This is a genomic window from Arsenicitalea aurantiaca (assembly GCF_003994485.1).
In the GTDB taxonomy this organism is placed as follows: domain Bacteria; phylum Pseudomonadota; class Alphaproteobacteria; order Rhizobiales; family Devosiaceae; genus Arsenicitalea; species Arsenicitalea aurantiaca.
The window spans coordinates 113,813-129,507 of the sequence record NZ_RZNJ01000007.1 but is presented as its reverse complement, the minus strand read 5'-3'; the positions used below and the strand labels follow the sequence as shown (position 1 = coordinate 129,507).

The window sequence follows — 15,695 nt, the reverse complement described above, 5'->3', positions numbered from 1 at the left end:
TGGGCCCCTTCTTATTGGCCGCCCCGCTCGGCGCGGCGCCAGTGCTCGTCCGAACGCCCCTGGGGGCTGCCTTCGCTGAGCCACACGTCATAGGCGCGCTGGCGCAGGTGCTGTTCGCGGGCCTTGAGCCAGTAGTCCTCGGCACGGCCGCTCGGCCGTCCATCCTGCTCCCACAAAAAATAGGCGGTGCGCCTTATAGTCTCCTCCTCACCGTCGAGGGGGATTTCGATATCGGGGTTGGAAGGCGATTCACCGCTCACGTAGGGCTCCGGACTGATCGAGGCGCCCATCTCGGCGCCACCGCCAGAACACCTGAGCGCGCCCTCGGGTTGCTCCATGCTAGGACCGGGATCGTGTGCGTCCGTTCGCGGACAATTCAGTATGTCCGTACCGCCCCGTTGCTCCGGGGGCCGGAGCGTGCGAGCCTGCGTCGTGGGGGCCACGTAACGGTCGCGGGAGCAGGATGCGCGTAGAAGACAGGGGTGGGATCGGAAGCCGCATTCGGTTTCGGAGCCGGATCACCGCAGCCATCTCCATTATCGCGCTGATCGGGCTCGCTGCGATCTCCTATACCAGCATCACGCAGATGGCCGACCGGGCCGAACTCGTGCGCCATACCCATGAGGTGATGGACGACCTCGTCTCCCTCCTCTCGCGCGTCACGGATTCCGAGACCGGCAACCGCGGCTACGTCATCACGGGTGACGCGAGCTATCTCGAACCGTTCCTGACCGCAGAGGCAGAAGCGCGCGCGATCCATGATCGGCTCACCGCGCTTGTGGCCGACAATCCCCGACAACGCGAGCGTGCCGCAAACCTGCTGCCGTTGATCGACGCGCGCTTTCGCGAAAGCGCGGCGATCGTGGAGGCGCGGCGGGCTGCAGGTTTCGAGGCGGCGCAAGCTCTCGTCGCGACTGGTGCGGGCAAGGCGGCGCACGACGCCATCCGCCTCGCCATCGCCGAGATGCTCGCAGAGGAAGAGGCGCTTCTCGCGCAGCGCGAGGCCGAGAGCCAGACGAGCACGCGCTCGACCATCATCATCATCGTCATCGCCTTCGGTCTCGTTGGCGCGGCGGTGGTGATGCTCTTCCGCCATGAACTCAACCGTGAGCGCATCGAGCAGCGGGCGCGCGAGCAGGACGAGCGCTTCCAGATCCTCGCGCGCGCGACCACCGATACGGTCTGGGACTATGACGTCGCCAATGACCGGCTCTGGTGGAGCGAAAGCCTCTGGGAGCGCTTCGGCTATCCGGCTAGTGGTGAGCGCCCCGAGCTCACCTCATGGCTCGACTGGCTTCATCCCCAGGACCGGCCGCGTATCGAGCGGGAGTTCGCCGACTTCATCGCCGGCACCAAATCCGAGTGGACCGGGCAATACCAGCTGCGGCGCGCCGACGGGAGTTACGTCCACATCGTCGACCGGGCGTTCGCCATGCGCGACGACAATGGCAATGCGGTTCGCGTTGTGGGTGGCATGAGCGACGTCACCGAGGCCCGCGAACTCGAGAACCGGCTCCACCAGGCCCAACGGCTCGAGGCGGTGGGCCAGCTGACGGGCGGGGTCGCCCATGATTTCAACAATCTGCTGACGGTGATCCTCGGCAATGCCGAAATGCTGGTCGACAGCCTTTCCGCTGACCAGGAGCAGCGGTTGCTGGCCGAGATGACGCGGACGGCCGCCGAACGTGGGGCCGAGCTTACGGGGCGCCTGCTGGCCTTCGCGCGACGGCAGGCTCTCGAGCCGCGCGTAGTCAACGTCAACGGCCTCCTCTCTTCGATGGACCCGCTGCTGCGCCGCACGCTGAGTGAGGACATCGAGATCGAATTCGTCCGGGGCGCCGGCCTCTGGGAAACTTTTGTCGATGCCGGGCAGCTCGAGGGCGCAATGCTGAACCTCGCGCTCAATGCCCGGGATGCGATGCCGGGGGGCGGGCGGCTGACGATAGAGACGGCGAATGCTCACCTCGACAGCACTTATGCCGATGCGCATGAGGATGTCTCGCCGGGTCAGTATGTGATGATCACCGTGTCCGACACTGGGTCGGGCATGGATCCGTTCACGCTCTCGCAGGCTTTCGAGCCTTTTTTCACCACCAAGGATGTGGGCAAGGGGTCCGGCCTCGGCCTATCAATGGTCTATGGCTTCATCAAGCAGTCCAATGGCCATGTGAAGATCTACTCCGAGCCCGGTCAGGGGACGGCAGTCCGGATCTATCTGCCGCGCGCTGCCGCGGGGGATGTCGACGAGGCCGAAAAGCCGCGCGCAATCGCGACCACGGGCGGGGCCGAGATGATCCTGGTCGTCGAGGACGACGAGCTGGTTCGCGATTACGTGCAGGGACAGCTGAGGGCGCTCGGCTATCGCGTCCACTGCGTCAATGACGGTCCGCAGGCGCTCGAGGCCCTGAAGCAGTCCGCCGAGTTCGACCTGCTTTTTACCGATGTCGTCATGCCGGGCGGGCTCAACGGCCGCCAGCTCGCCGACGCGGCCCGCGCCCTGCGCCCGGAGCTGCCGGTGCTTTTCACCTCGGGCTATACCGAGAACGCCATCGTCCATCACGGCCGGCTCGACCGCGGCGTGCAGCTGCTGAACAAGCCCTATCGCAGGGCGGAGCTCGCCGCCAAGATCCGTCAGGTGCTCGACGGCGGACGGGGGAGCTGAGGGGGTTCAGGGCTCGGGTTCGTCGAGCGGGACGAGGAAGTCGGGCAGCGTGTCGTAATCGCTGAGGTCGAGCCGCGAGAGCCGCTCGAGTGTCGTTTCGCGGGCGTGTTCGAGATGGGCGCGGAGGGCCTCTCCGGCCGTCGCGGCATGGCCCGCCAGCATGGCGTCGAGCACCACGATGTGCTCGGCGACCGTATCGCGCACCGGCTCGAGGTCGCGCGTCGTAACGAAGCTGACATGGGTGGAGAGCACGGCGAGCTGGCTTCGCCGGATGGCGTCGGCCATGAACCCGTTGGGCGTCTTGAGGACGAGCCCGACATGCAGGTCGGTCTCGAGAGCCAGCATCTGCGCGGTATCGACCGCATGCGGATCTCGCCTCGCTGTCTCGAGCCGCTCGCGCACTGCCTCGAGCGCGGAACGCTGCAAATGGGGCATCGCGTCGACGAGGGCGACAGGCTCCAGCGCCTGTCGCATCGCATAGTGGTTGCGGATGTCCGCATCGGTCAGCGGCCCGGCCTGCCAGCGCCCGTTCGCCATTTGCCGCACCACGCCCGATCGGTCGAGCCGGCTCAGGAATTCGTGCGCCACGGTGCGGCTGACGCCCAGATGGGCGGCAAGCCGGCTCTCGCTGATGCCGAAGCGGCCGAAGGCCAGCGCTGCGGCGACTTCGATCTCGATTTCGTCGAACAGCCGCTGCCGCCAGTTGCGATGCTCAAGCTCCTCCTTGTCGTCGAGCGGAACGACGAGGTCGAGGTCCTCGAAGCGGATGCGGCGGACCTCGGGGGAGGGGAGCGGTACGTCGACGACGAAGCCGCGGCCGGATGCGGGGCGCATCAGACCCTCATCGACGAGGCGCAGCAGTGCCGCGCGCGCCGGCACCCGGCTGACCGAGAGGAGCCGCGCAACGTCGGATTCGCGGATGGGGACGCCCGGCGGCACGCGCCCCGCGGCAATATTGCCGGCAAGCACGCGATAGACGACCTCGTTGAGCCGGGTCGGCTCTGCTTTCATCGCCCCTTCCTCCCTCGGGTCTCAGACACAGGCCTGTGATCCTGCGCTTGTTCGACCGAAATGTACATTGCACACAATATCCGTTTCCATTAACGTCCGTCACATTGAGGCACAAAGGCGCATACGCGCCCGCCCGAACGCGTCCGGAGGAAAACACGATGTTCAAGACGTTCATGCGCACTTCCACCCTTGCCGGCGGCTGCGCCGTTGCAGCCTTCATGCTGGCGAGCCCGGCCTTTGCACAGCAGGCCCTGCGCTTTGCCCACGTGTACGAGGATTCGACGGTCTACCACGAAGCCGCCGAGCGCGCGGCCGAGGCCATCGCCGAGGGCACTGAAGGCCGCTACACCATGCAGGTGTTCCCCTCGTCCTCGCTGGGCAATGAAGAGGCTCTCAACGAAGGCCTCGTGCTCGGTTCGGTCGACGTGATCTATACCGGCCCTGCTTTCATGGCGCAGAGCTCGGCCAATATCGGCATTGCCGACTATCCCTTCGTCTTCCGTGATTTCGACCACTGGCAGGCGTTCTGGGAGAGCGACCTGCTCGATGAAATGTCGCAGGCCTATACCGATGCGACCGGCAACGTGCTCGTCGCCAGCACCTATTACGGCACGCGCCAGGTGACGGCCAACAAGCCGATCCTGCACCCCTCGGACATGCAGGGCCTCAAGATCCGCGTGCCGAACGCACCGGCCTACACCCTGTTCCCGACCGCGACCGGCGCGAACCCGACCCCGATGGCGCTCGCCGAAGTCTATCTCGGCCTGCAGCAGGGCGTGGTCGATGCGCAGGAGAACCCGCTGCCGACCATCCGGTCCGCACAGTTCCACGAAGTGCAGTCCGACATCAGCCTGACCTCGCACACTACCGCAACGCTGACCACGATCGTTTCGGGGATCACGCTTTCGGGCATGTCCGAGGAGGACCAGGAGGTCGTCTTCACCGCACTGCGCGATGCGGCGGAATGGGCGACCCAGGAAGTGCTGTCGCAGGAAGACGAACTCGTCGCCTTCTTCGAGGGCGCAGGGGTCACCGTCCACGAAGTGGACCGCCAGCCCTTCATCGACGTCGTCCAGCCTTACCTCGTTTCGGCGGACATGCCCTGGGAAGCCGGCATCTACGAGCGGCTCCAGGAAATCGGGCAGTAAGCACCGGTTCTTCAAGGCGGCCCTTCGGGGCCGCCTTTCCCATGACATCGCAGATTTGGTGAGCAGATGAGCGAACAGGACAAGGCGCCTGAGCTCGATCAGGCCCTGTTGGCCGAGATCGACCAGGCCAATGACCGTATCGACGACATATCCTGGTGGGACGCGCCCGTTTTCGCGCTCTTCTGGGGGCTGATAATGGTCGTCTTCCTGCAGTTCTTTTCGCGCTACGTGCTCAACAGCTCCATCTCCTGGACCGAGGAGATCGCGCGCTATCTGCTGATCCTCGTTGCGTTCGGCGGGGCCATCATCTGCGCGCGCAAGAACAGCCACATCTTCCTCGACTTCTTCCATCTCTACCTGCCCAAGACGGTCTCGAAATACCTCTTTGCGCTGATGGATCTCGTCACGATCAGCTTTTTCAGCTTTGCGGCCTATACGGGCATCACGCTTGCCCAGCGCATGGCCAACCAGCGCATGATCTCGCTGAACTGGCCGCGCAGCTACCTTTATTACCTGATCATCGCCTGCCTCGTGATCACGGCGCTGGTCACGCTACACCGCCTCGTCAAGACCCTGAGGAGTTGACGCCATGGGCCTTGCCCTCATGTTCATCGTGCTCGCCCTTCTGCTGATCGGCGGCGCGCCAGTTGCGGTCGCCCTAGGGGCGTCCTCGCTCGTCTACCTGCTGATCGAGGGCTTGCCGCCCGTCACCATGCTGCACAACATGGTCAACGGCATCAACAGCTTCACCCTGCTCGCCGTGCCCTTCTTCATCATGGCCGGGCACCTGATGAACACCGGCGGCATCACCCAGCGCATCTTCACCTTCGCGCGGGCGATGGTGGGCTGGCTGCCGGGTGGGCTCGGGCACGTCAATGTCGGCGCCAGCGTGATTTTCGCGGGCATGTCCGGTGCGGCGGTCGCCGATGCCGGTGGCTTGGGCAATATCGAAATCAAGGCGATGCGCGACGCCGGCTATGATACCGATTTCGCCGTCGGCATCACCGCGGCCTCCTCGACCATCGGGCCGATCATCCCGCCCTCGCTGCCGCTCGTGCTCTATGGCGTCATCGCTTCGGTCTCGATCGGCCAGCTTTTCGCGGCCGGGCTCATTCCGGGCCTCCTGATGGCCGTGGCCTTGATGATCATGGTCGCCTGGTACGCCAAGCGCCGCAATTATCCGCGCGACGGGGCGTTTTCGGTGCGGACTCTCGGCGTCGCCGGCAAGGATGCGTTCTTGCCGCTGTTGACCCCCGCCATCATCATCGGCGGCATCGCGACGGGCGTGTTTACGCCCACCGAAGCGGCGGTTGCGGCGGTGGCGTATGCGCTGTTCCTCGGCGCCGTCGTCTATCGCACGCTCTCCTGGCGCCACCTGCTGCGCGTCACCATGGATACGATCGAGACGACTGCTGCGATCCTGCTGATCGTCGGCACCGCCGCGATCTTCGCCTGGATCCTCACCGCCAACCAGTCGGCCCAGCACGTCGCGAGCTTCGTGCTGTCGTTTACCGACAACCCCTACCTCATCCTCCTGATGATGATGCTGCTGGTGCTGGTCGTCGGCTGCTTCATGGAGACGATCGCCGCCATCACCATCCTCGTTCCGGTGCTGCTGCCGGTGGCGACGACCATCGGGGTGGATCCGGTGCATCTGGGGATCATCGTCGTGCTCAACCTGATGATTGGGCTTCTGACGCCGCCGGTGGGCATGGTGCTCTACGTGCTCTCGAGGGTCTCGGGGGTGAGATTCGAGGATTGCGTGCGCGCCACGCTACCCTTCCTCGTGCCGCTCCTGGCCGTGCTGCTGCTGCTGGTCTTCGTGCCCGAGCTCAGCCTCTGGCTGCCGACCCTTCTCTATCGCTGATCGGATCGACCAAATTGAAGATCACTGCCATCAAGACGTTCATCCTGCACGTTCCGGTAACGCGTGAGGGGATTTCAGACAGCACCCATTCGCTGACCCATTGGGGCGCGCCGGGGGTGATCGTGGAGACCGATGCCGGCATCACGGGCTATGGCTATTCGGGCACCCACGCGCATCTGCCCTCGGACCGGCTGATCACCGAATGCATCGACACCTGCTACGCGCCGATCCTGATCGGTCGCGATCCGCTCGAGGTGACGGCGCTCTTCAAGGAGATGGACCGGTTTCCGCCCATGCAATGGGTGGGGCGAGGGGGCATCGCCCAGCTCGCCATCGGCGCCATCGACGTCGCGCTCTGGGACATCAAGGCCAAGGCGGCCAATCAGCCGCTCTGGCAGCACATGGGCGGCACGGCGCGGAAGATCCGGGCCTACAATACCGATGGCGGCTGGCTCAACTTCTCGCTCGAGACGCTGGTCAGCGATTGCCGCGCCTCGGTCGAGGAGAAGGGCTTCACCGGCGTCAAGATCAAGGTGGGCAGTCCCAATCTGCGCACCGACATCACGCGCCTCGAGGCGGTCCGCAAGGCGATCGGGCCCGACATCACCCTCGCCATCGATGCCAATGGCAAGATGGATCTGCCGAGCGCCATCCGGCTCGGCAATCTCGCGGCCGACCTCGACATTTTCTGGTTCGAAGAGCCGCTGTGGTACGACGACGTGGCGAGCCATGCGCGCCTCGCAGAAGCGATCTCCATTCCGATCGCGCTCGGGGAGCAGCTCTATCTGCCGCACAATTTTGCGACGTTCTTCGATGCGCATGCGCTGCATTACGCCCAGCCCGACGTCGCGCGGCTCGGCGGGGTGACGCCGTGGATCCAGGTTGCGGAAATGGCGTGGTCGCGTGGGTTGCCGGTGGTCTCGCATGTGGGCGACATGATGCAGACCCACATCCATACCGCGATCGGGCACCCCTCCTGCACCATGCTCGAATACATCCCTTGGCTGCGCGAATGCTTCACCGAGCCCGCGACCGCCGAGGACGGGTATTTTCTCGTGCCGCAGGAGCCGGGGGCAGGGACTACGCTGCGCCCCGACGCCATCGCGCGGTTCGGCGTCGCCTGACCGGGCCTAGACCGGATCTTCGCCATGCTCGCCCGCGGGGTTCTCGCGGGTGGGCATCTTGACGATGTGGGGATAGAGGTCGCGCCGGAAGATCTCGTAATGGCGCTGGAGTTCGGCGATTGGGTCCTCGTCATAGTCGACGCGGATGTCCCAGAGCGGATAGGTTTCCTTGCCCACCACATAGGCCGATGCGGAATCCTCGCCTTCCCGGTCCCCACCGAAGGCGTCGCCGGCGACAAGCGCCTGGATGAGCCGTTCGATCAGCGGGCGGTTGGAGAGACGCATGAAGGCGTCCGCCGCCGCTTCGAGCACGTCGAGGCCGTCTACGCGGTTGCCCTGGACGCTGAACCCCTCGCCTTGATAGTCGCCGGCCCATTTGGGGCAGCCATCGCCGGTCCACGCTGCGGTACGTCCCTGGGCGTCCACGATCGCGACCTGGCGGAGGTCAAACCGCGGGTCGGTCTTCTCGAGCCTCTCGAGCACCTCGCTCGCGCTGAGGCCCTCGCGCAGCAGGGCGAGCCCATCGATGCCGAGATAGGGGTTGACGCGCGCCTGTGAGGCGATGGCGCCGATCCCGCTATCGGCGTGCTGGAGCAGCGAGCCGACCGCGGGCATGGCCGTGGCGGCCGCCACCCCGAACTCGCCGGTTTCAGGGCATCGGGCAACGATGGAAAACGTCATTGAAAATCCTCTGCTTGACGGGCCGGTCGCCCGCAGGCTGAACGCATTTCGGAACCCTCCCGTTGCCTGCCCGTTTGGCTAACAGAAGGCCACAAAAATGGAGAACAACCATGGCTATGCAGGATGTCGACGCCAAGGAAACCCATGATCTGATCGCTTCCGACAAGGTCGAAGGCACCAAGGTCTACGGGATCGACGGCGAACATATCGGCTCGATCGAGCGGGTGCTGATCGAAAAGCGGAGCGGCAAGGTTTCCTACGCCGTTCTGAGCTTCGGCGGCTTCCTCGGGATCGGACACGATCACTATCCGCTGCCCTGGTCAAAGCTCAACTACGACGAGAGCCTCGGCGGCTACCGGGTGGACGTGACCAAGGAACAGGTCGAAGGCGCGCCCAAATATGATCGCAACGACGATTACGCGCTCGATGCAGAGCGTGGGCGCGGAATTTACGACTATTACGGCGTTCCGCCCTACTGGATCTGATCGATCCGCCAGAACTGACGACGGCGCCTTCGGGCGCCGTTTTTTTTATGATCGGTCGGCGAGCAGAAAATCCTTGGCTTCGTTGATCCGTGCCGCAAGAAAGGTCGATCCGCCCGCATCGGGATGAACTTTTTTCATGAGACTGCGATGGGCCTCGCGGATCTGCTGCGCGGTGGCGCCTTCGGAAAGCCCGAGAATTTCCAGCGCCTGGGCGCGGTCCATGAGGCCCGATGCACCGCTCGTCCCCGTTTGGCCCGCCTCGCCATCGCCCCTGCCCAGATACTCCCGCCAACCGGCGCGGTTCGCATCGAGATAGGTTTCGAGGAGCGAGACACTGTCGGCGTCCCCAGTGATCTCTTCGATGAAATGGCGCGTGCCGTCCTCGTCGAGCGCGTCGAGGTCCGTGCCTTTCATCGATCCGGCGACGATTTCTCCCCACACCTCGCCCGTGTCGTGGTCGAGCTGCATGCGGATATAGCGGCTGCGCACGGTCGAGACGGTGTCCGATCCGACGCCGAGCGGCTTGCTGTTGTGCCGCTGCTGCCAGGCCTGCCTCAGGAGCGCGACGCCCCCGAAGGCCAGCATGCTGCCGATCCCGGCGCGTCCGCCGATCGAGAGGATGACCCCCAGAAAGAGCGCGACCCCGCCGCCGATCCACCGCAGGCTCGAGGCGAGGGTGCGGATATCGGTCTTGCCGATCCAGCGCACGATGAAATAGAGCGCAAAGAGCCCGACGCTCGCGGCCAGCAAATATCCCATCAGCGAAGCTGGGCGAGTAGCGCCCGCGCCGTCGAATTGTTCTGAAGCTGCAGCGAATTGCGCCCGCCGGCAGCATAGGCGGCGACGGCGCGCAGCAGCGAGGCGAGCTGATCGGGTGCGCTCGCATCGAAACGCGCATAGGCGCCCTTGGAGAGCCGCGCGAATTCGCGGAAGGCGGGCTCGACGCCCGGCACATGCCCTTCCTGGAAGATGAAGATCGGACAGCCGAGCAGCCCGAGTTCGCCGGCCTTGTGGCTCAGCGCATCCACATCCTCCTCCATGGCGTCGCCCACATAGACGATCGCATTGATGCGCTGGCGGCCATGTTCGGCGCGGGCGTGGGAGAAGACCTTGCCGATCTGCGTGTGCCCGCCGCGACAGTCGATGCCCGACATCAGCCTGGCGAGGGCATTGGGGTCAGCAACCCATTTGGAGGCGCGACATTCCCCGAGCCCGCGGAAATAGAGGAGCTGGACGCTCAGCGCCTGCGTCTCGGCAAGGGTCTTGAACATCTCGCCCTGCAACGAGCAGGCAAGGTCCCATGTCGGCTGCCGGCTCATAGTCGCATCGAGCGCAAACAGCAGCCGCCCGCGCCCGGCTGTGCCGCCGGCGGGCGTCATCGCCTTGACGCGGTTGACGAAGGCCTGGATATCCCCGCTCGATGAGGGGGACGGCCGCACGTCCGGCGTGGTCTGTCGTCCGATGGTCTTGCCCGGTGGCTTCACTGTGCTCCGCTCCCTTGCCGACCTCTGATATGAGGCCGGGGGCGGCGGGCCGCAAGACCGCTACGGGGCCGAACCGAACGGCTCAGTCAAAAAAGCCGTGATCCTCTTCCCCCAGATAGCGTTTGGCGGCCTCGGGGATGATGTCGACGCCCATGCCCGGCCGCGTCAGCACCTCGATCATGCCGTCCTTGACGATCGGGCTCGGCAGGCCCTCGACGATCTCGTACCACCAGGCCGGGTCGCCATTGGTGTATTCGAAGGCGATGAAATTGTGGGGCAAGGTCGCCGAGACCTGGATCAGCGCGGCGAGGCCGAGAAGCCCGTTGGCCGTACCGTGCGGCGCCATCAGGATGCCGTGCAGATCTGCATATTCGGCGATCCATTTGAGCTCTGCGATACCCCCGACATCGGCCGGATCGGGGCCGATGACATGGACGGCCTGGCTTTCGATCAGTTCCTTGAAGTTCTGCCGGAGATAAATCTGCTCGCCGGTATGGATCGGCGTCGTCGACGACCGGGTCAGTTCGCGGTAGACCCCGGCATTGACCCAGGGGGTGTAGTCGCCCGACAGCAGGTCCTCGAGCCACATCAGATTGTAGGGCTCGAGAAGCTTGGCGAGCTTGATCGCGTCGGGCAGCATCCAGCCGGGGCCGCAATCGAGCGCAAGCCCGACGCTGTCCCCCATCACCTCCTTCATCGCGGCGACGCATTCGACCATGTGCATCAGCCCGCGCTCGGTCACCTTGCCGCGATCGAGCGCGCCGTGGAGCGGGCTCTTGTTGGGTTCGCCATAATAGAAGTCGGGCACTTCGCGCTTCATCGGCGAATGAAACCCGATGGGCTGCTTGAAGATGGTGAAGCCCTCGGGCAGCGCCATCATCCGGCGCACGTCTTCCGCGTAATCCTCTGGCGAATGGCCGGCAAACGGAAACCGCAGCGCGCCATTGTAGACCCGCACCCGATCCCGCACCTTGCCGCCGAGGAGCTTGTGGACGGGGAGTCCGGCGGCTTTACCGGCGAGATCCCAGAGCGCCATCTCGATCGTCGACACCGCGGCGCCCCAGGGCTTGAAGCCGCCGCGCTGGCGGATCTTCAGCATCACGCGCTCGACGTCGGTGGGGTCTTCCCCCAACAGCGCCTCGCGGAAGGACAGGATGTGTGGCTTGAGGTAGGGCTTCCAGGTTTCGGCCTGACCGAACCCGGAAATGCCCTCATCGGTCACGATGCGAACGATGGGGCTCTTGCCGATCACGGCACATTTGAGATCGACGATCTTCACCTTGCTAGGTCCTCCCTGCTGCCCCGGTTCGGGCAGATGTTGATGCTGGCCGGGTTCAGCCCGGTATGGCATCGCTGAGCGCGCGCGCCGCCTCGATCACGGCGAGCCGGATCTCCTCCATGCGGCTGGGTTCGGCCCCGGCAAGAAAGGGGACCGAGAGCGCGGCGATCATCGTGCCGGATTTGTCGAAGACGGGCGCCGCGAAGGCGTGAATGGAAGGGGCGTTTTCGCCCTTGTCCTGCGCCCAACCGAGGCGCTTGATGCGCGTAAGCTCGTTGGCCAGCCGCTTTGGGTCGGTGATCGACTTGCTGGTGAAGGCCATTAGCGGGCGCTCGAGCCAGTTCGCCTGCTCTTCCTCGGGCAGATGAGCGATGAGGAGCTTGCTCGCGGCGCCGGCATGGATGGGCATGCGCTGGCCGGGGGCGACGGTGAGCGCGTATTCGCGCCGGCCCTGGGCGGCAGCAAGGACAAGTATGCCCTCGTGATCGATGACCGAGAGCTTAGTGCCCTCGCCAAGCTGCGCGGCGATCTGCTCGAGAAAGGGCTGGGCGATGCTGGCGAGATCGAACGGGCTCGCGCCCGCCGCCACATGCGAGGCGAGGCGCAGGAGGCGCCGTCCGAGATGATAGGCCCCGCCATCATCGCGCCGCACCATATCATGCAGCTGCAAAGTGTTGAGGATGCGGTAGATGGTGGTGCGGGGCATGTCGAGCTGAGCGACCAGCTCGCTGATCGTGACGCCATTGGCCCGCCGCTCGAGCTGGGTCAGCACCTCCATCATCCGGTCGATGACCGGGATGCGGTGCTTGCTTGCGGCGTCTTCGGCCACGGTGTCGAGCATGCGCTCCTCCATTGACTTCGCGTTCCTGCCGCTACTACCATGCTTATCTGAACAACAAAAGTTCATATTTGGATAGCTCGCAGGCGCTGTCCACATGGGAGGAGGGCGCGGCCTCGGCCGCTTGGCGCGGGGCTTGCGTTCCGCGAGCCTCGTCCTGCGTCCGGCGCCGGGGCCCTGTGAGGATCGCTTCCCATGCTGACCGTTTCATCCATCGCCCACATTGCCATAAGGGTGAAGGATTTCGAGCGCGCCCACGACTTCTACGTCGGGAAACTGGGCTTTGAGGAGATGCTGCGGCTCGACCGAGATGGTCGGCTCTGGCTCTGCTATCTGCGGGTGACCGACGAGCAATATCTCGAAATCTTCCCGGACGGGGAGGGCGACCGGGCGGCGGGCCGGGACGCAGTCGGGTTCAACCATCTCTGCCTGTCGGTGCCGGACATCGACCAGGCGATCGCCGAGCTCGGCGCGGCCGGCGTGCCGCTGATCCGCCCGCGCGCGGAGGGGGCTGACGGCAATCTTCAGGCCTGGATCGAGGATCCGGAAGGCCATCGCATCGAGCTTATGCAAATGGCGCCGGACAGCATGCAGGCGCAGGCCATCGCACGCCTTCGGGAGGGGCGGAAATGAAGATCACCGCACAAAAGATATTCGTGGCCAATGTGAGCCGCACGAATTTCGTCTTCGTCAAGCTCTACACCGATGACGGCATCGAGGGCGTGGGCGAGGCGACGCTCGAATGGAAGACGCTGGCAGTGACCGCGGCGCTCGAGGAACTCGAGCGGGTGCTGATCGGTCGCGACCCCTTCGCGGTCGATGCCATCATCGAGCAGTTGCACCGCGATTCCTACTGGCGCACGGGCGCCGTGTTCCGCACGGCGCTCGGCGCGATCGAGGCGGCGCTCCTCGACATTAAGGGCAAGGCGCTCGGCGTTCCCGTGTTCGAGCTTCTGGGCGGCAAATATCGCGACCGCATCGCGTGCTACGCCAATCACTGGTTCTTCGGCGCGACCACGCCCGAACAATATGCCGAGAATGCGCGCAAGGCGGTGGCGCTCGGCTACAAGGCGCTGAAATGGGACCCGTTCGACGTCGCGGACCTCGAGATGGATCGCGCCCAGCGTCGGCAGACCATCGACATCGTGGCCGCGGTGCGCGATGCGGTGGGGCCGGACATCGATCTCATGCTCGACGTGCACGGGCGGCTCAACGTGCCAACAGCCATCGCCATGTGCAAGGCGCTGGAGCCCTATGATTTGCGCTGGATCGAAGAGCCGACGCCGCCCGAATCGATCGATGCGCTGGCCGATGTGCGCGCGCAGAGCCCCGTGCCCATCGCCTCGGGCGAGCGCTGGTTCGAACCCGGCCGGTTCCTCGAGGCGCTGCAGAAGAAGGCGGTCGACATCCTCCAGCCCGACGTCTCGCATGCCGGCGGGCTGGGCGAGACCAAGCGCATCGCGCACATGGCCCACCTGCACATGATCCCGGTCGCCCCGCACAATCCGGTCGGGCCGGTGATGAACGCGATGACGCTTCACACGGCGGTCGCCATCCCCAATTTCTCGGTCTTCGAGACCGTGTCGGTGGACGTGCCCTGGCGCAAGGAACTGGTGCGCGAGACGCTGCAGTTCGAAGATGGCGCCCTGCTGGCGCCGACCGCGCCCGGCCTCGGCGTCGAGCTGATCGAGGAGGCCTGCGCGAAATATCCGTACTCGCCCTACAACGTGCCGATCTTCGACGGCAGCATGAATACGAGCGGCGTGGCGACCGGCAAGGTGACCTTCGGCGAATAGGCCGCCGGGAACGGGGCGGCGGCATGGCTGCCGCCCTCCCTTGGCGACGACCGATTGACAGGATGGCCGTCTTGTCCCATTGTCATAAAATGAATTGATCAAGTTCAAATATGAACAGGCCAGAGAGCCATGATCATCTCGGGAGGAATGGATGAGGGTTGGTCTCACCCTTGCTGGTGACAGGCTGAACGAGGACGCCGCGCGCTTTGCAGCGCAGCTCGGCGTTACCGACGTCGTCATCCACCTCGTCAATTATTCGAACGCCGCCGACCCCTCCGCCTATACCGAGCGCGGCGAGGTCGGGCCGATCCTGGGCGACGTGTCCGACGAAGCTCTTTGGAGCTATGAGCGCATGAAGGGTGCGGTCGACATGCTCGCCCGCCACGGCATCCGCGTCGCGGCACTCGAGAACCTCTCGCCCAAATTCTGGTCCGACATCCTGCTCGACGGTCCCGATCGGGACGCCCAGATGGAGGGCCTGAAGACTTTGGTCCGCGATGCGGGGCGGGCCGGGATCCCCGTCATCGGCTACAATTTCTCGATCGCGGGCGTCTGGGGCTGGCAGCGCGTGCCCCGCGGACGGGCAGGGGCGGTCACCGTGCAGTTCCGCATGGACGAGATCGAGCACGACCGGCCGATCCCGGACGGCATGGTATGGAACATGCGCTATCGGCCCGAGCGGCCGGGCGCGCCGGCGGTCAGCGTGTCGGACGAAGAAATCTGGGACCGGCTGGAGCGCTTTCTCGCCGAACTCGTGCCGGTGGCCGAGGAGGCGGGCGTGCGTCTTGCCGCCCATCCCGACGATCCCCCGGTCGAGCGCCTGCGGGGCGCGGCCCGGCTGGTCAACAGCCCCGACAAATATGATCGTCTCCTCTCGCTCGCGCCGAGCCCGGCCAATGCGCTCGAATTCTGCGTCGGTTCGATCCAGGAGATGCAGTCCGGCGACGTCTACGAGGCGACGCGCCATTTCGCCCGACAGGGGGCGCTCGCCTACGTCCATTTCCGCAACGTGCGGGGCAAGGTGCCCGACTACATCGAGACGTTCGTCGATGACGGCGACGTCGACATGGCCGAGATCGTGCGCATCCTGCGCGACGAGAAGTTCGAGGGCGTGCTCGTGCCCGATCACGTGCCGGACCTCGCCTCGCCATCACCCTGGCATGCGGGCAATGCCTACACGATCGGTTACATGCGCGCGCTGATCCTGAACGCGGACAGTCTTGGCCCGTCCTGGTCGGCGGCGCGCGATCGCCAGGCGCCGCAGAGGGCCGGCATGCAGTGAGTTTCCGGCGATGGTCGAGGCCGCGCCGGCGCAATCGC

General features: G+C 65.3%; 16 protein-coding genes. 9 read left to right on the top strand and 7 right to left on the bottom strand.

The window, feature by feature from the left end; translation table 11 throughout:
* Positions 1 to 11 precede the first annotated feature (11 nt).
* The gene (locus EMQ25_RS16700) at positions 12 to 260 is read right to left on the bottom strand and encodes a DUF2934 domain-containing protein (RefSeq protein WP_204570071.1); all 249 of its coding nucleotides are present in this window, start codon (positions 258 to 260) and stop codon (positions 12 to 14) included.
* Positions 261 to 463: 203 nt separating this feature from the next.
* Between EMQ25_RS16700 and EMQ25_RS16695 the strand changes: the two genes are divergently transcribed.
* Positions 464 to 2,662, top strand: coding sequence for a CHASE3 domain-containing protein (locus EMQ25_RS16695; protein ID WP_127189742.1), 2,199 nt, complete (start codon positions 464 to 466; stop codon positions 2,660 to 2,662).
* 6 nt (positions 2,663 to 2,668) lie between these two features.
* On the opposite strand, the gene EMQ25_RS16690 is transcribed toward EMQ25_RS16695, so the two are convergent.
* Positions 2,669 to 3,673 (bottom strand): GntR family transcriptional regulator, encoded by a 1,005-nt coding sequence (locus EMQ25_RS16690; protein WP_127189741.1) that lies wholly within the window; start codon positions 3,671 to 3,673, stop codon positions 2,669 to 2,671.
* Between the two features lie 158 nt (positions 3,674 to 3,831).
* Here EMQ25_RS16690 and EMQ25_RS16685 point away from each other — a divergent pair, with 158 nt between their 5' ends.
* The 4 genes from EMQ25_RS16685 to EMQ25_RS16670 all read left to right on the top strand — a co-directional run bounded on the left by EMQ25_RS16685 (position 3,832) and on the right by EMQ25_RS16670 (position 7,812).
* Positions 3,832 to 4,821 carry a DctP family TRAP transporter solute-binding subunit gene (locus EMQ25_RS16685; RefSeq protein WP_204570068.1) on the top strand — a complete coding sequence of 330 codons (990 nt, stop codon included), beginning with the start codon at positions 3,832 to 3,834 and terminating at the stop codon, positions 4,819 to 4,821.
* A gap of 66 nt (positions 4,822 to 4,887) precedes the next feature.
* Positions 4,888 to 5,406 carry a TRAP transporter small permease gene (locus EMQ25_RS16680; protein ID WP_127189740.1) on the top strand — a complete coding sequence of 173 codons (519 nt, stop codon included), beginning with the start codon at positions 4,888 to 4,890 and terminating at the stop codon, positions 5,404 to 5,406.
* Positions 5,407 to 5,410: 4 nt separating this feature from the next.
* Positions 5,411 to 6,688 (top strand): TRAP transporter large permease, encoded by a 1,278-nt coding sequence (locus EMQ25_RS16675; protein WP_127189739.1) that lies wholly within the window; start codon positions 5,411 to 5,413, stop codon positions 6,686 to 6,688.
* 14 nt (positions 6,689 to 6,702) lie between these two features.
* A complete protein-coding gene (locus tag EMQ25_RS16670) occupies positions 6,703 to 7,812 on the top strand; it encodes a mandelate racemase/muconate lactonizing enzyme family protein (protein ID WP_127189738.1) in 1,110 nt (369 codons plus the stop codon).
* Positions 7,813 to 7,818: 6 nt separating this feature from the next.
* Here EMQ25_RS16670 and EMQ25_RS16665 read toward each other — a convergent pair whose 3' ends face one another.
* On the bottom strand, positions 7,819 to 8,493 hold the full coding sequence (locus EMQ25_RS16665) for a DUF1028 domain-containing protein (RefSeq protein WP_127189737.1): 675 nt from the start codon (positions 8,491 to 8,493) through the stop codon (positions 7,819 to 7,821).
* Between the two features lie 110 nt (positions 8,494 to 8,603).
* Here EMQ25_RS16665 and EMQ25_RS16660 point away from each other — a divergent pair, with 110 nt between their 5' ends.
* On the top strand, positions 8,604 to 8,978 hold the full coding sequence (locus EMQ25_RS16660; RefSeq protein ID WP_127189736.1) for a PRC-barrel domain-containing protein: 375 nt from the start codon (positions 8,604 to 8,606) through the stop codon (positions 8,976 to 8,978).
* Between the two features lie 45 nt (positions 8,979 to 9,023).
* Here EMQ25_RS16660 and EMQ25_RS16655 read toward each other — a convergent pair whose 3' ends face one another.
* The 4 genes from EMQ25_RS16655 to EMQ25_RS16640 all read right to left on the bottom strand — a co-directional run bounded on the left by EMQ25_RS16655 (position 9,024) and on the right by EMQ25_RS16640 (position 12,582).
* A complete protein-coding gene (locus EMQ25_RS16655; RefSeq protein WP_127189735.1) occupies positions 9,024 to 9,737 on the bottom strand; it encodes a DnaJ domain-containing protein in 714 nt (237 codons plus the stop codon).
* A complete protein-coding gene (locus tag EMQ25_RS16650) occupies positions 9,737 to 10,462 on the bottom strand; it encodes a VWA domain-containing protein (protein ID WP_127189734.1) in 726 nt (241 codons plus the stop codon). Before EMQ25_RS16650 ends, EMQ25_RS16655 begins: the two co-directional genes overlap by 1 nt.
* 82 nt (positions 10,463 to 10,544) lie before the next feature.
* On the bottom strand, positions 10,545 to 11,741 hold the full coding sequence (locus tag EMQ25_RS16645) for a mandelate racemase/muconate lactonizing enzyme family protein (RefSeq protein WP_127189733.1): 1,197 nt from the start codon (positions 11,739 to 11,741) through the stop codon (positions 10,545 to 10,547).
* 55 nt (positions 11,742 to 11,796) lie between these two features.
* Complete coding sequence (locus EMQ25_RS16640) at positions 11,797 to 12,582, bottom strand: IclR family transcriptional regulator (RefSeq protein ID WP_244606630.1); 786 nt, start codon at positions 12,580 to 12,582, stop codon at positions 11,797 to 11,799.
* A gap of 192 nt (positions 12,583 to 12,774) precedes the next feature.
* On the opposite strand from EMQ25_RS16640, the gene EMQ25_RS16635 reads away from it, so the two are divergent.
* The 3 genes from EMQ25_RS16635 to EMQ25_RS16625 all read left to right on the top strand — a co-directional run bounded on the left by EMQ25_RS16635 (position 12,775) and on the right by EMQ25_RS16625 (position 15,657).
* The gene (locus EMQ25_RS16635) at positions 12,775 to 13,212 is read left to right on the top strand and encodes a VOC family protein (RefSeq protein WP_127189732.1); all 438 of its coding nucleotides are present in this window, start codon (positions 12,775 to 12,777) and stop codon (positions 13,210 to 13,212) included.
* Positions 13,209 to 14,375: a mandelate racemase/muconate lactonizing enzyme family protein gene (locus EMQ25_RS16630; RefSeq protein WP_127189731.1), complete on the top strand. Its 1,167-nt coding sequence runs from the start codon at positions 13,209 to 13,211 to the stop codon at positions 14,373 to 14,375. The genes EMQ25_RS16635 and EMQ25_RS16630 overlap by 4 nt, the downstream gene beginning before the upstream one ends.
* A 151-nt stretch (positions 14,376 to 14,526) precedes the next feature.
* A complete protein-coding gene (locus EMQ25_RS16625) occupies positions 14,527 to 15,657 on the top strand; it encodes a mannonate dehydratase (protein WP_127189730.1) in 1,131 nt (376 codons plus the stop codon).
* Positions 15,658 to 15,695: the final 38 nt, after the last annotated feature.